Source organism: Candidatus Nitrospira nitrificans (genome assembly GCF_001458775.1).
Classification (GTDB): domain Bacteria; phylum Nitrospirota; class Nitrospiria; order Nitrospirales; family Nitrospiraceae; genus Nitrospira_D; species Nitrospira_D nitrificans.
The window spans coordinates 241,968-257,412 of record NZ_CZPZ01000001.1; the positions used below are offsets into that span (position 1 = coordinate 241,968).

At 56.0% G+C, this 15,445-nt stretch carries 12 protein-coding genes; 6 read left to right on the plus strand and 6 right to left on the minus strand.

The genetic code is table 11. The features are described from left to right. Positions 1-314 precede the first annotated feature (314 nt). The 4 genes from COMA2_RS01100 to COMA2_RS01115 all read right to left on the minus strand — a co-directional run bounded on the left by COMA2_RS01100 (position 315) and on the right by COMA2_RS01115 (position 3,890). Positions 315-2,039: an ABC transporter ATP-binding protein gene (locus COMA2_RS01100; RefSeq protein ID WP_090893888.1), complete on the minus strand. Its 1,725-nt coding sequence runs from the start codon at positions 2,037-2,039 to the stop codon at positions 315-317. A 22-nt stretch (positions 2,040-2,061) separates the two neighbouring features. Continuing rightward, positions 2,062-2,607 (minus strand): peptide deformylase, encoded by a 546-nt coding sequence (gene def, locus COMA2_RS01105; RefSeq protein ID WP_245630797.1) that lies wholly within the window; start codon positions 2,605-2,607, stop codon positions 2,062-2,064. A gap of 73 nt (positions 2,608-2,680) precedes the next feature. After that, the gene (locus tag COMA2_RS01110) at positions 2,681-3,469 is read right to left on the minus strand and encodes a HEAT repeat domain-containing protein (protein WP_175304310.1); all 789 of its coding nucleotides are present in this window, start codon (positions 3,467-3,469) and stop codon (positions 2,681-2,683) included. A gap of 127 nt (positions 3,470-3,596) precedes the next feature. Beyond that, positions 3,597-3,890 carry a hypothetical protein gene (locus COMA2_RS01115; protein ID WP_090893889.1) on the minus strand — a complete coding sequence of 98 codons (294 nt, stop codon included), beginning with the start codon at positions 3,888-3,890 and terminating at the stop codon, positions 3,597-3,599. Between the two features lie 139 nt (positions 3,891-4,029). Here COMA2_RS01115 and glgC point away from each other — a divergent pair, with 139 nt between their 5' ends. From glgC to COMA2_RS01130, 3 genes are all read left to right on the plus strand, one after another. After that, positions 4,030-5,268 (plus strand): glucose-1-phosphate adenylyltransferase, encoded by a 1,239-nt coding sequence (glgC, locus tag COMA2_RS01120; protein WP_090894203.1) that lies wholly within the window; start codon positions 4,030-4,032, stop codon positions 5,266-5,268. Beyond that, positions 5,243-7,102 (plus strand): helicase-related protein, encoded by a 1,860-nt coding sequence (locus tag COMA2_RS01125; protein ID WP_090893890.1) that lies wholly within the window; start codon positions 5,243-5,245, stop codon positions 7,100-7,102. Before glgC ends, COMA2_RS01125 begins: the two co-directional genes overlap by 26 nt. A gap of 147 nt (positions 7,103-7,249) precedes the next feature. Further along, positions 7,250-8,305: a DEAD/DEAH box helicase gene (locus COMA2_RS01130; protein WP_090893891.1), complete on the plus strand. Its 1,056-nt coding sequence runs from the start codon at positions 7,250-7,252 to the stop codon at positions 8,303-8,305. A gap of 21 nt (positions 8,306-8,326) precedes the next feature. On the opposite strand, the gene COMA2_RS01135 is transcribed toward COMA2_RS01130, so the two are convergent. Then, positions 8,327-9,169 carry a hypothetical protein gene (locus COMA2_RS01135; protein WP_139076943.1) on the minus strand — a complete coding sequence of 281 codons (843 nt, stop codon included), beginning with the start codon at positions 9,167-9,169 and terminating at the stop codon, positions 8,327-8,329. 969 nt (positions 9,170-10,138) lie between these two features. On the opposite strand from COMA2_RS01135, the gene COMA2_RS01140 reads away from it, so the two are divergent. The 3 genes from COMA2_RS01140 (at position 10,139) to COMA2_RS01150 (ending at position 13,449) form a co-directional block, all read left to right on the plus strand. After that, positions 10,139-10,684 (plus strand): fibronectin type III domain-containing protein, encoded by a 546-nt coding sequence (locus COMA2_RS01140; RefSeq protein WP_175304311.1) that lies wholly within the window; start codon positions 10,139-10,141, stop codon positions 10,682-10,684. A 132-nt stretch (positions 10,685-10,816) separates the two neighbouring features. Further along, the gene (locus tag COMA2_RS01145; protein WP_090893894.1) at positions 10,817-11,518 is read left to right on the plus strand and encodes a fibronectin type III domain-containing protein; all 702 of its coding nucleotides are present in this window, start codon (positions 10,817-10,819) and stop codon (positions 11,516-11,518) included. Positions 11,519-12,138: 620 nt separating this feature from the next. Continuing rightward, positions 12,139-13,449 (plus strand): VanZ family protein, encoded by a 1,311-nt coding sequence (locus COMA2_RS01150; RefSeq protein ID WP_175304312.1) that lies wholly within the window; start codon positions 12,139-12,141, stop codon positions 13,447-13,449. Between the two features lie 77 nt (positions 13,450-13,526). Here the strand turns inward: COMA2_RS01150 and COMA2_RS01155 are convergent, their stop codons facing one another. Beyond that, a complete protein-coding gene (locus COMA2_RS01155) occupies positions 13,527-14,540 on the minus strand; it encodes a hypothetical protein (protein ID WP_090893896.1) in 1,014 nt (337 codons plus the stop codon). Between the last annotated feature and the right edge of the window lie 905 nt (positions 14,541-15,445).

Here is a 15,445-nt window from a genome sequence, read left to right on the forward strand (position 1 = left end):
CCTATACCGATCCTTTCTGAAGGGCAACGAAAAAGTCTTCGGCTTCAAGATCGATTCCGCATTGCTGGCACTCATACGGACGATCAGGTTCCGGAAGGTTCAACGGTGTGCGGTCGATGCGCCCCCTGCAGACATGGTAAAAGCTGCCCCTTGAATTTTCATCGTCCATGGGGTCACTCTCGTAGATCAGCACCACCGATACATTACCTCTCTAATATTTGATCGTGGGGAAGTATACCGGCCTCAACTCTGTAGCCGCAACCCAAAGCGATGACGAATGCGACAGCCTTGTCTCGCAATAGGCCCTCATCCTACTACACCTGAAATTGAGCTTCATAGAGACCTGCGTACACTCCCCCTCGGCTCAGCAGCTCATCATGCCGGCCGTCCTCCACGAGTCGACCGTCATCGAGCACGACGATCCGGTCCACATCGTGAAGCGTGGATAATCGGTGGGCAATGATGAACGTGGTTCGCCCTGTCGTCAGTTCGTTCAAGGCCTCCCGGATTTTGACCTCGGTTTCCGTATCAATATTCGACGTGGCCTCGTCGAAAATGACGATGGGGGGATCTTTCAACAACACCCGCGCAATCGAAACCCGCTGTTTTTGACCGACCGACAGTTTGACGCCCCGTTCGCCGATCCAGGTGTCATACCCTTCGGGTAACGCCGCGATAAACTCATGGGCGCGCGCGGCGCGGGCCGCGGCTTCCAACCGAGCCTGGTCCGCATGCAAATCGCCGTAGAGAAGGTTGTCTCGAACCGTCCCGTTGAACAAGAACGGCTCCTGTTGCACGAACCCGATCTGCTGCCGTAAGTAGGCAATCGGCAGATCACGGATATCCTTCCCATCGATCACGATCGCTCCGTCGGTGACGTCGTAAAACCGCATCAACAGCTTGAGGAGGGTGCTCTTCCCTGCCCCGCTCATCCCGACCAGCGCCACGCGCTCTCCTGGCGGCACGGCCGCTGAAACCCCTCTCAGGACGGGCACGTCAGATCGATAGTGGAACCGGACCTGGTCGAATCGAACGGCTCCGTGGGCACGATGGGCAGGAGCAACCACTCCGGGACGATCGGCGACGTCTGGAATCGTATCCAGCACCTCAAAGACCCGCTCGCTCGCCGCCAACGCATGCTGCAACATATGATTGACCGAATGAATCTGATTGATGGGCACGTAAAACATCGCCAGGTAGGAAAGGAACAAGACCAACTCGCCCAGGGTGAGACGCCCCTCCATGACCTCCCCCGCCCCGTGCCAGAGGACTAAGACGGTCCCGAAGGCGGCAACCAAAATCATTCCCGGCGAATAGACCGACCACAAGACCATCGCCTTGAGGTTCTTCTCACTATAGGTCTGGCTCAGCCGATCGAAGCGGGCTTGTTCATGCCCCTGGCGGCTGAACCCCATAGTCTCCCTGATACCGGACAAGGCATCTTGCAGATAGCCGTTCAGTTCGGCGGCGCTCTGACGGGTCTCCCGATAATACCCGTGGACCTTCGACGTAAACCAACTCGCGGACAAGGCCAGCAATGGAATCGGCAAAAGCGAGAGCGCCGCCAGCTTCCAATTGAGCATGAACAAGAGTCCCGTGATCCCGATGAGCGTCAGCGACGCCGTGAGCATCCCTTCAAGCCCGTCAATGAAGATCCGCTCGACGTGCTCCGTGTCGTTGGTCACCCGGGACATGATCTCTCCTGTCGAACGATTCTCAAAATAGGTGATGGATAGACGTTGGAGGGCGGAGAAGATATGCCGGCGAAGATCGTGGACTACCGTCTGCTCCAGCTGATTATTCAGCCGGATCCTGAGCGAGGCAAACACATTCTTGAGCACATGGGCGCCCACCAGCAGACCGATGACCCATGGCAGCAATGAGGCCTGCTTCGCCTGGATCACGTCGTCGATGATGATTTTGATGACCCAGGGAGGCACCAACTCCATCGCCGTCGCGCACGCGGCGCAGAGGAGTGTGGCGATCGCGAGAGCGCGGTGAGGCCGAAGGTACAGGAGGACGCGAAGAAGGGACTTCACGAGCGGCTCAACAAGGCAGGCATCAAATTACGTTCGTGGGCTCTTTCTGCCAATACTGCGAAAATTCGTCCAGTTGCGTGAGGGTGGACATATCGGTCATGCGATCCAGAAAAACTTTGCCGATCAAGTGATCGAGTTCGTGCTGAATACAGACCGCATAGAGGTCCGTCGCCTCGAAATCCAGAGCTTTCCCTTTCCGGTCCAGTCCCTTAACCCGCACTAATGAGGGTCGGGTCACTTTGCCCCGTAGTCCATCAACACTCAGACAGCCTTCCCAGTTGTCCACTTGTTCAGGCCCGTAATACACGATCGAAGGGTTGATGAGGACCGTTTCCGGGAACCCACCCTCACCTTTGCAGCCCATCACCACCAGTTGAATCGAGCGTGAGACTTGAGGGGCAGCCAACCCGATGCCCGGTTCGTCGTACATCGTTTCAAACATATCGTCGATCAACCGCTGCATCTCGGACGATTTAATCTCGCGCGGATCGATTGGCGCAGCAACTTTGCGAAGAATAGGATTGCCTAGCTTGGCGATCTTGAGCATCGTTCCGCTCTTGAGCTTCATATCGCTATATTCGTAGCATAGGAATCTCTCGGCTCGCAACCTCCTCGGCGGAAGTGTTCATGAATCGTGCGGGTTAAGAGCTCCGCTTCGGCCGCCGCGGTTCGGGAATCTCAAAGGTCTCCTTGTTGGCGTCCCACCACTCGGTCCATTCACTCGACCATGCGGCACGATCCTGCTTGGTCGAGGTGTCCCAATCATGAAACTCGGTCTCATGACGAGTCAGAATCCACAGTGATTGCAATGCCGACAGCGCTACAAAACGCTCGTCGTCGCTCACCATCGGGATCAAGGCGGAGATCACGGCCTTCTGCCGGACATACCGCGCTTCGAACGCCGCCGCTTTTCTGACGGATGGATTGGAGTCCTTTGCCATGACATCGATCGCCTCGGGCGCTTTCGTCGAATCCAGGCGAACGGCAACGCGCAGGGCATGTTCCCGCACCCGAGGGATTTCGCCGGACTCCTTTGCGGTGGAGAGCAGGGCGGGCACGCCGGCGACTCCCTTCATCATCAACAAGGTTTCGATCGCGTTGTACCGAATCCGCGGGCTCGGCATGGTCAAGGCCTGAACAAGGGCGGGAACGGCCGGCTCTCCCAAATGCACGAATTCTCCCATCGCCCAGAATTCCTGCTTGCCTTCCAGCAACGGCAACAAGGCTTCCGCGCGCTTGACCTCTTCAGGGGTGAGCGGGTCCTTATTGGGGGGAACCGAGACGTCCGGCACATCTTGATTCTTCGGTGGCGCTTCATAGGGAATTTGGACCGACCATGCCCGCGCGGGCTGATCGGACACCGCATACAGCGTCTGTACTTGCGCGAGGCCGGCAAAAATACCCGCGGCAATGCCTAGAGAGGTGATCACGGCGCGTATGCTCCTGTTCTTCCGGTTCATGATCGATGACACGTTCGGGAGGTTATATATTGACACGAGTGCGCATCCGGCACATCGACTGTGGCGATGGGCGCACACGACCCACCGGTCGTCGGCCTTAGTCCAACCCTGAATTGGCTTCCCGGAGGTGCTTTCTTACCCGAACCTTCTCATGGTGCTTCCGAAGCAACTGTCGGCGGACGACATCCTGGTTCTCTGCGACAATCCGAACCAACCGATCCATATCCTCGGCATGATCCCGAACGAGTTCGGACAGCTTCTGGATCTGCTCCTCCAGCTTTTCCAGACGCCAGGCCATATTGCGTGCCGGATCCGCGGGTCTCTCCGTCAGCTTCGTCACACGCCTGGAATCGACTCGTGGGAGAGCCGCGACAACGACATCTCGCTTCATGCTCACTCCTTTGTTCATCATCAACCGATCCCGAGCTGCTCACTTCGGTGTTCCGATCGCTAGTATTATCCGCATGGAACGGGAAGTCAACGATTCCACTTCCTTTCTATTTCATGGTGGTCCTGGTAGAATTCAGCCGATGAAGAACATTTTCACGATGATCTTGGCCGGCGGCAAAGGGGAGCGACTCTTTCCGTTGACGGACCAACGCGCGAAGCCGGCGGTTCCTTTCGGCGGCAAGTATCGCATCATCGATTTCACGTTGAGCAATTGCCTGAATTCCGGGCTCCGCAAGATCGCGGTTCTCATTCAATACAAATCACACTCGCTCGATCGCCATATCAGGACCGGCTGGAATATTCTCAACGCGGAACTTGGCGAATATATCGCCTCGATCCCTCCTCAACAGCGTATCAGCGAAGATTGGTACCGTGGCACCGCCGATGCCGTGTACCAGAATATGTTCTTGATCGACGGGGAACACCCGGAGTTCCTGCTGATCCTCGCCGGCGATCACGTCTACAAAATGAACTATGCGGAGATGTACCACTGGCTCATCGCCAAGAGCGCGGATGCGGTCGTCGGGGCCATCGACATTCCCGTCCAGGAGGCGACTCGCTTCGGCGTCATCGCCGTCGACAAGGACTACCGGATTACGCGCTTCGATGAAAAACCGGCGCATCCCATTCCGCTCCCCAACGATCCCGCCCATGCCTTCGCGTCGATGGGCATCTATCTGTTCCGCACCAAGGCCATCCGCGAACACCTGATTGCGGACGCTCGAGAGGGCAGCGCGCACGACTTCGGGAAAAACATCATTCCCAGAATGATCGAACAAGGACGTGTGTATGCCTTCAAATTTCAAGATGCCAACAACAAAGCCGTCAAGTACTGGCGCGACATCGGAACGCTCGACGCATACTGGGAAGCGAACATGGATTTGGTCGCCGTCGATCCTCAATTCAATCTGTACGACTCAGGCTGGCCGATCCGAACCTATCAGGGGCAGTTTCCACCGGCCAAGTTCGTCTTCGCGCAGGATTTCCAGGGAGGCCGGATGGGGGTCGCGCTTGACTCGATCGTCTGCGGCGGCTGCATCGTGTCGGGTGGACGGGTCCAAAATTCGATCGTGTCCCCGAATGTCCGCGTACAAGATCACGCGGATGTCCGTGAATCCATTCTCATGGAGAACGTGACGATCGGCGCGCAGAGCCGCATCAGACGCGCCATCATCGACAAGGACGTGACGATCCCGCCGCACACGGAAATCGGGTACGATCGAGAGGCCGATGCGCAACGATTTACCGTCACTGAATCAGGCCTCGTGGTCATCTCAAAAGGAATGAAGCTGCATGCCGCCGTCGATCCATCCGGTTGATCTCATCGCGGCGCTCCGCCAACGACATCTCACGCCAGCCATCGTATTTCTCACCTCACGCCGAGCCTGTGACGAGGCGATGGAGGCGTTCAATCACGCCGATCTCGTGCTGCCTCCGGCGCGGCAAGACGCGATCGGTGCGGCTCTCGAGCAGGTCATCGCGCAGTATCCGAGCATTACCGAGCATCCCCTCATTCCCATCGTGCAGCGGATCGGCGTCGCCGCCCATCATGCCGGACATCTGCCTTCTTGGAAAATAGCGATCGAGGAGCTGATGCGACAGGGCCATCTCGATGCGGTCTTCGCCACGACGACCCTGGCGGCAGGTGTCGATTTTCCGGCCCGCACGGTCGTGATCACTCAATCCAGCATCCGCAAATCCCGCGACTTCACCGACCTGACCATCGGCGAAGTCCAGCAGGTCGCCGGACGAGCTGGCCGCCGAGGGAAAGATCACGTCGGGTTTGCGGTCGTGACCCCGTCTCCGTATATCGATCTGACGGTCCTGACCAAAGGGTTGACCGGACAGCCGGAAGCCATCGACAGCCAATTTACCATCAGCTATCCGATGGTCTTGAACCTCTTGAAAGCCCATCCTCACGAACAGATTCAAGGCATCCTCGCCAAGAGTTTCGCTCAGTTCCAACTCAACCAGCGCGCTGAGCTGCTCGAACACAAACTGGACGCACTCCATTCACAAATGGAACCGTTCGGCCCTCGCGTCTGTACGGACTGGATCACCCAATGGCAAACCTTCGACCATGCGCGGAGACACCGCCACACGCGACATCAGACGCATCGATCGGAATCGCCGGAGATTTCTGCTCGGTTGCCGTTCCTGAGCCCTGGGCGCGTCGTCGGGCTCAGCAGAGGCCGTGGGATTGTGCTGCGGCAATACCGGAGTAAAGGCCAAAAGACTTCCATGCTCACCATCTTACGACCGGACGGGGCCGTCACCGAATGCCCGGTCACCAGCGTGAAAGAGATCTACGACCGCACGTACGACTTCGCGGAGACGCCGACCTATCCTTGGTGTTCCACCGACACGTTCGATCGACTCAGTCATCAGTTGGAAGAACTTCCGCAACGCTTGCCCGTGCTTCCGATACTGATCTCCACCAGTCGCGAGCCGCTGCCCGACGCCATCGTCCAATCGTTGGGAGATTTCCCTTGCCCAACATGCCCTTCGCGGCCGGCCTGCCAGAAAGACTTCGTGACCGCGTCGCGACTACGCCAGGAACAACAGCGCCACACGAAATCCATACAAGCGCTGCGGGCCAGTTTGTGGCATCGCTTCCAAGAGCGTGTGGACGTCTTGCAAAAGTTCGGGTATCTCACGCTGACGACCCAATTGACGAGCGAAGGAGAATGGGCACGGCTGATCCGGATCGACCATTCGTTGCTGATTACCGAGCTGATCCGCGCGGAAGCTTTTACGGGGGCAGACCCGTCTCTCCTCGCCGGCATCTTGGCCAGTCTGGCCCACGACGACGATCGTCCCGGCGCATTTCCGCGCATCAGTGCCGGGCTGAGTTCCCTGCTCGGGCAGGTTCGCAAGTTGGCGGAGAGTTTATCTCCCTATGAAGATCCTCCCCTCCTACGCGCCGATGTGGCCGCCTTGGTTGAGCGCTGGGTCGCCGACCCCACCCTCACATGGATTGGGCTCTGTCGACTGACCACGATGGCGGAAGGCGACATCTATCGACTGCTGGCCAGGACCTTGGAGTTTCTGTCACAAGTGCAGGCCTTAAAATCGACTCATCCCGGCCTCGCCGGATCCGCTTCGCAGGCGATCACCTTGATCCGCCGGGGAGTATTGGAGGAACTGCCATGAATGCGTCGCTCGTCGTTCGTATCTCGGGATCCGGAGTTTCAGGTGGCTAATTTCATGTTTCACGTTGCATAAGAGGATCATTCCCAACCTGAAACGAGAAACCTGGAACTCGAAACCTAGCAGCAAAATACGTTTCACAGAAACAAGATGACCACCGACGAACTGGAACAATTACTGGCCCAACAACCGGTCGCGTTGTTGCATCGCCTGGCGCGGGGACGCGTCCATCGGCAGTTTCGCGCCGGCAAGCGGCGACTGATCGAGCTGTTGCTTCAGCATTCAAGTCAAAATCTTGCCGGCCTCGAATCCGACCTGCAGACGTTGATCGAAGAACGGCAATCTCGATCAGAACCAAGACCGTCACAGACTCCTCGCCCTTCCCTCCCCCCTCCCAAGAAAGCCTCGCTGCGGGGAACGGACTCGGAGCCGTTGGAATCCGCCGTCTCTCTCTCAGCTTGGCTGGAAGGAATCGGCGTCCCTTCTCCCCAGCCGTTTGTACCGGACCCTTGGCAAACCGAGGCCTTATCCGCCGTGAGTGAGACCGATGTCGTGATCAGTGTCCCAACTGGAAGCGGCAAAACGTATGTGGCCGTTGAGGCAGCCCGTCGGGCCATGGAGGACAATCGCACCGTTATCTACACGTCACCGCTCAAGGCCTTGTCCAACACCAAGTACACTGAGTTTTCGAAAATCTTCGGATCGGACACAGTGGGTATTCTGACCGGCGATCGTCAGGAAAACGGGCAAGCCCCATTGCTCATCATGACCACGGAAATTTTGCGCAATCTGCTCTATGATGCCGCCAGCGGCGAAATCGATATCAGGCTGGATACGCTGGGGCTGGTGATTCTGGACGAATCGCAATACCTCGCCGACCCCGAGCGAGGGGTGGTGTGGGAAGAAACCATCATCTTTTGTCCCGCACAGGCCCGACTCCTCTTGCTCTCCGCCTCGATCGGAAACCCCCAGGACATCGCCGATTGGCTGACCTCAATCCGATCCACTGCCTGCCGGCTCGTACGTCACAGCAAACGCACCGTGCCCCTCAGAGCCGGGTATCTGCATCCGAACGGGAAATTGACGCCGCTGTTTAGAACGCCGGGGATCCCCTACGGACATCCCAATCAACTCCATCCAGAAGCCAAGCGCCTCTTCCTTGAGTATGAAGACGAAACCCTCCCATCCGGACGGCACAGACGATAACTTGCTTCTGATCCCACGCAGTTAAAATGACGCACTCAGCGCGACGGTCACGCCGTGACGGAGGGTTTGAAATTCAGTGAGAGGAGCTGTTTCTGAACCGGTGCCGAGACCGTGAACTTCCCATCGCCCGTAGTATGCCCGACTCCACATGACGCGATACCCTCCTACGAGCGCGAGATGACGGGTCAGCATGATTTTCACGGTCGGCTCGACGGTCGCACTTACTCCTACACCCCACATCGAGAAGCTCGGATCCTGCTCTAAATCACTCCGTTGAAAATGGATATCCTCGTTGTAGACGATACTGGCCGGCGAGAAGAGCATCTTCACATGTGCGCTCACCCGGCGCACGATCCGATATTCGAGCTGTCCGCCGATCTGGAGCGGCGTAATCCAATGTGCCGTATTCTTGATCGCCGGAAAGGCAGACGCCGGTGGAATGCAACTCAGGACCGACGAGTCACAAACAACTCGATTAAACCCGGTTGCCTCGTACGCCGTTCTCCAATACTGAAATCCCGCCAGCACATCCAGATGACCGCGTTCATTGGGAAGCTCGGCTGCGCGATATCCGACATTTCCATTGAAATACCATGTCCCTTTACCGGTGATGCCGCTGCTGGTGCGGGAGAACAATCGCTGCCCGGCCGAGTAATCATCATCGATCAATGTCCCGCGATCGAAATCGACGGACAACCCAAACTCTCCCTCCAAGAACAATCGACGATTCAGATGCGCTTTCGCTCCAAGCCCAACAAGGTGGGTATCGGTGTCTTTGTATTTCAGCTCAGACGTAGGATCGCCCAACGTGGGATTGAGTCCGGATGCATCATGGCTCCATCGGGTTTCGCCGGCAGTGAACAACCATGACCTCAGAGACAGTTCCACTCGCGGCCGTGCTTGAACATCAGAATCTTGTCCCCAGCTCGGAGCGCCCACAGTGAATAGAATCAGCATTACCCCTGCTGAGCACATCCAAGGTCGCGCTCGACGCATTCCGATCACCGCCGCACCCTTCCTCGCTGGATCACCACTGTATCGAAGCATCGGTCGGCCATGTCCGGCACCGCTCGTCGGCAAGCGGCTCGAATATCGTCTTCTTGAAGGCTCTTCTGGATAAACGCCGAGAACCAGACAAGCCATGTCCCAATCACCACAAGCAGTACCAGAGTCACTCCCAGATAGGCCCAGACTCTCGTAGCGGAGGTTTTTACGGTTGTGACGGTGCAGGACCGACCTCCTCATGTGTCACGATCCGAACAGCCGGCATGATTGATCTCCCACCTTGTTGTGTGGTGAAACAACGTTGCTGCCGCCACCATATGAATCTTACGGGAGACGATACTGTATGTGTAGGGTTTTTTAATCTCTCACTGACAACGCGTACCGCGGAGACAGACCAGATCACTCAAGATCGAGCGTCGCGCCACACCCACGAGCAACCATCTTTCTTTAGTCATTCACGAAACGAATCCCGATTCACTTCCCGGCGCAACCCACCTCAAGGGCTGATTCCATGGACGCACGACATTTCATCTCCGCACGATGGGCAAAACAACCCAGCCTAATCAGTTGGCTATTTTTCTGTTCCATCTCGCTTTTCGAAGGCTGACTCCTTCACACCCTACACCTTCAAGTTTCAACCACCTAGCTCTAAGCAATTATAAATCAATCCCTTCGAGCATATCTCGCCCGGCATCACTCTTGCTCATCTCTCTTCTCCAAAGAAGGCAATACTTGTGGTGATTCCCCCGGCTTTACATTGATCACCATTGGACACAGCCTGAATTCCATAGCAGCTCCATGCCGATTCATCTTTTGAGGAGTGTTCCTATGTTGACTTGGAAACCGATCTTCTCGATGACCCATCTAGCGTTTTTCACTCTCTTCCTGATGCCACTGGCTGGTTGCTCAGGTGAGGGAGCGGGGGGACCGACAATTTCTAGCCTTCCTAAGCCAACGAATGCGACAGCGGAACTGGACTCAGATCCGGCCTCTGACTCCGATGCCGCTGGAGAAGAGGACCCGGTCATTTCCATGACGTCCACACCAACGGGAGTGACCGCGAAGTTGACGTGGGATCCGCCCCCTGACATTAAAGTAACCGGCTACCAAATTTTCTATGAGAAGCGTTCACCAGAAAGCCAAGGCTCGGAAGAGTTGGACTGGTCAGAAGGGTCAGCGCAACCAGAAGAGTTAACTTCAGATAAGCCAAGCTTATGTTCTTACGGAGAAAGCCACGCTGCTGAGGCTTCATCCGCCACCGTTGTCGGACTCGAACCCAACACGCCATACGTTTTTGCGATCCGCGCATTCAACGAATTGGAAAGCCTCTGTTCAAATGAGATCCCGGCGGTAACGCCTCCGACCCAATCCTAAGAGGTTGGTTCATTGACCGGCAGCACCACACGCCTCGTCGGGTTTCTGAGGTTCGTTTCGCAGGCTTGTGAAGACTACGCATCGGAGACTCCGTGGGGCAACGCCCACCACCGAAGAAAGGCAGAGACGCTGATGAGACGATTTTCTCAGACACCCACTCCACGCACGGCACGGTCTCGTCGTGCGGATCAGGCTTCGGCAACCTCCTTGTTCTGGCAGGTTCTCGGAATCACGGTGTGCATCTGCCTGGGACTCGTTCCTGACGGCTTGGCGCAAACGACCATTAGACCGACCGCACTGACCTATTATGCGGTGCAAGGCGCAACGAACCCACCGAACCAAACATTAACCCTCTCCAGAACCCGTACCTATTCGGTTAGTCTCACTGCCTCAGACAATGCATCTTGGCTTACGGTCTCTCCTACCAGCACATCCTTCACCACATCAAAGAATGTTGCAGTAGCTGTCAAGACCAGCGGGTTAACGGCAGGCACCTACAGAGCCACCATCACGTTCACTGTTGGCACCTGGTCGAAGTATTATGTCCCTGTGACATTGATTATCTCGCCTCCGAGTGGTGGTGGAGGCGGCGGCGGGACAACCTCTTCGGCAGCCCTCGCATGGAACGCGGTCACCGGCACCCCCATCAGCGGCTATAGGGTGTACGTCGGAGAGGCACCTCGCCTCTATACCAGAACCATTACGGTGGGCACCGTCACATCCGCCACCGTAAGCAGTTTGACCCGAGGGCGAACGTACTATTTTGCCGTCGCAGCGTATAACAGTGCCGGGCAGAGTCCCCCTTCCAACGAGGTCAGCAAGACGATCCCATGACCCAAAGAGCATTCCCGCATTCGAGCTCACGCGGTTAGGTCGCGTGGAGCGCTGCACGGAATCTCTACCAACGCAACGGGCCATCCTCCAATGGGGGATGGCCCTTCTACCTTATCTCTTCGTGGACAAAGACGGGTTATACCTCTCTAGATAATTCCACCGCTGATCTCTTCTGCTTTTTTTCATCACGCACTTCTTATCAAACATCGTTGATTACCAAGAGTCACAACAAAAACTAACAACACTGTGAAAGAGACGAGCCGTGCACTTTCTTCTTGATTTCCATAAGGAAGGAAGTCCCGAAACCCTTCAAGACGGAGAAAGCAGCGCAAGTAAAACCTGTGCACCGTCCGGGGCGAGCGTCTCTGCGCTGCCGGTTCTATAGTAAGCGAACACCGCCGCATCCTGAGTGGTGCTACCAGTACAAAGAATAGGCATTGTATTATGCGATTGGCCCTACTAGCGTAGAAGTATGCTGTCGATTCGTCATCTGACTCGGATACACAAATGGAACCGCCCAGCCGCCTTCGGCCGCTGTCGCGCGTGATAAAAACCATTACTCCACTGCTCATGCGGTCTTTGTAGCCTGGCCTACAGAAGGTAAGAGGAGAAGCGGCATATTGACAACGCATCGAGGACTTCGGTTGTTGCCGTTAGCCCTAGCCGCCATCATATTCTGCACGGCAGTACCCATTGAGTTCCGCGGGCCGGTGCTGTGGTCTAATGAGTTCGATATCGGGGACTTTGTGAATAACGTGCTGCTCTACGCCCCGCTGGGAGTGGCGCTCTGGAGGCGATCTTTGCTTGTCGGCCTGGCGGGAGCGGCGACGCTTTCGACTGCCATTGAGACTCTGCAGATCTGGCATTTCGAGCGGTTTGGATCAGCCTTCGATGTTTTGGCAAACATACTTGGGACAGCCTGCGGCATTCTATTGGCTGAGCGACTAGCGCAGTCAAGACGCCGTACACCCGATTTATTCTCGATCAACCAGCGACTGGCCGCGTTTGCCATCCTGGGTGTTGTGATGCTGCTTGCCCTGTGGATAGTACCTGTTCAACCCGCTACCCTATCGAATTGGAACCCCGACTTCGAACTGCTTCTTGGCAACGAGCGAACTTCGGATCGCCCCTGGCGTGGCACCATATTGGAACTCGCTCTCGTGCCCGCGCCATTATCAGATGCGGAAGTTTACGACCTGAGAGACGTTTCTGCCCCATTGGTTCGAAGCGCCCTGCTCGCTCGCGGGGCATACATCCTACCGGAGCCTATCACGCTGGACGGAGGTGAAGCCAAGCGGCTTTCGCCTGATGTCTCCCGTCGATTTTTTCATTCGGCAACCACCCGCAACGGGTTCACCCTCATTGCAAAAGTCATGACTGCGAATGCCCACCAACACGGTCCGGCTCGGTTGATGAGTTTTTCCGCCGATCAATTCAATCGGAATTTTGATCTGGGGCAGGAAGATGCTCGACTGGTCTTCAGAGTGCGGACATTCATCACGGGACCCAATGGTATGCACCCGCATGTTGAAACGTTGCCTGTTCTTGTGGCTCAGATCCCCATTCTCGTGGTCGCGACGTTCGATGGAGCAGTTTCGCGAGTCTACGTGGATGGGCAAGCACGGGGTCGATCCAATCTCGCGGCGGCGGGCTGTCTCATCCCTGTGCTGTGCGATACAGGGGTGCCAATCGCTTCCGCCCTGTTCGGCGGCCTTTGCGCAATCGCGGCCATCGGCATCTTGAGGCCGACGTCCAGGGGAAGCGCCATGATACTGGCAATTCTGGCCGGAATGCTGGGTACCGCACCATTCTACCTCGTGACAGAATCACTTCCGCTTGGTGTAGGAAAACTTGCAATAGTCTTGGCCGGTGCGATCACAGTGGGCCTCGGAATCTCAGAACATCACCAGCCGATTGAGTCTGAGGGCTGACTCAGCACCCAGCATCCGCTCACAACCCATAACCAGTTGTACACTGTGGAATCAACCGGATTGAGAGAACGCACGAACTACATGACACGCAGATTGGTGGGTGCAGAAGGAGGAACTGTATCACCCGCGGCCCTGATCGGTCCTATAGGTTTGGTTGCCACGACGAGATCATCGAACAAGACATCGTATGGCGTCCCCACGTCACTATAGTTTTGCAACTTGATCCAATTGATTCCATATGTCAGGACGTCGCGCCACTGGAGACCAGGAAATCCACTTCCTGCGCCAGTCCTCCATGCACCACCCGCATCATAAGTCCCGATTGGCGAGCCAGGAACAAAGTTTTGAACCTGAGTGCCGTTGATCCAGATTTGCAGTTCACCGTCGCGCCCAGTTGCTGTGGTATTCATCTTCACTCGCATCTCTACGCACTGCCACTGCCCGACGCTGAGGGGCACATTCTCGGTAACAATGTAATTGCGGCCATAATACAGACCATTAAAGGCTGAACCTTGCATTCCCACGAAATTGTTATAGGTATCAAGCCTGGTTGCGGGCTGACCGCCATTGGGTGAACCCTGCTGCTCCAAGGCTGAGATAAAGAGCCTGTCACCGTTCGGACGCACTCCCTTCAACCCGGCATCGCCCTGAGGCCAACCAGATGGTGGAAAGTAGCCGCCCATATATCCACCGGCATGGTGCGAGACGTTCCCGAGATATTTCACATAATAGCGAAAGTATAGGGTGTTGTAGTTCGTAGGAAGCTGTCGGTAGAGCGTTCCATTTCCCCCGTTGGGGATCAGGCGTACTGATTGCCCTCCACTGCTGACAGAGGGATGGTCTGTGGATGTGGAAATTCCAGATGGACCTCCTCCGTTAAACCGTGTACTGAAAACCGAGACGTTTGTCTCGAAATTCTCGGCGAAGATCACATCGGGATCATTCGCGATCCCCTGATCGCCTATATACTTACTGGCAATCCCGACTTGAGCCAACACATGCGCTGGAGTGAGGGGAAACACCATTCCAAATAATATACCTACCAGAAAATGCGAAAGTACCCAGATGTGTTTGGTTCCAGTTGGTCTCATAATCAGTTTTTCTCCATCACCACGTATTCATAATCTTGAGATACATCTATTTCTGAATCTCAATCAAGCAATAACCGTACCGACCTTCTCACCGGTGAATTTATGTAAGTGCCTGCATTTTCACTGTAAGATTAACAAAGTTCCTACGTTGTCCTACTGTAGGAAATCCATATGGGAGGGCAAACCCTACACTCCAATACACACAACAGGATTTGAAATGTCTTACGCAGCAGCGTTCAGTTATTGATCCGAGTGACGTTTCCTCGAAAACGACGACAGGGAGTCACGCTTCTGATGGACCGTCCGTGTGGCACGGCAAATAGTTGGGAGAAACGCGTCGGCCTGATGTGGGTGCGGACACGAGTGAGCGGGGTTCCGACGAAGAGAACCCGCGCACCCATTTCATGTAATGCGTCGCGCAGCTGTGCTCACTCGCCCTGTATCTCGGAATCGGACATCGCCTTGAGGAGTTCGTCCGCCACAGCCTGGGACTCGCGGGCTGGTCATCGAGAATGTTGATCATCTTGTGGTTCCTGCATCGCAACACTACGCCGGTCGGATGACTCACCCAAGGCCGTCCAGCCCCCCGAGGCCCGTCGGCTTCTTAGTCCAGCTCGAACCGCGCATTGGGTCGTTGATCCGCATTTCATCCTTTTCCAGGTCTACATCGAGTTCTACAGCACATCCGAAAATGCAATGATGGTTGCAAAGCTAGATAACCGTGTCGGTCTAGGACCCCATGGCCATCATCAAGAAAATAGATCAGCTTCGACACCCAACCCTCCCTATAGTGCTACAGATTCTGTCGCACACTCTGTTCGAGAAGGTACCTAACGAGCGAATAGGTCCCTGGCTTAACATGGATGGATTTACCTTCATAAGCAGATGGACTCCACATGAATATC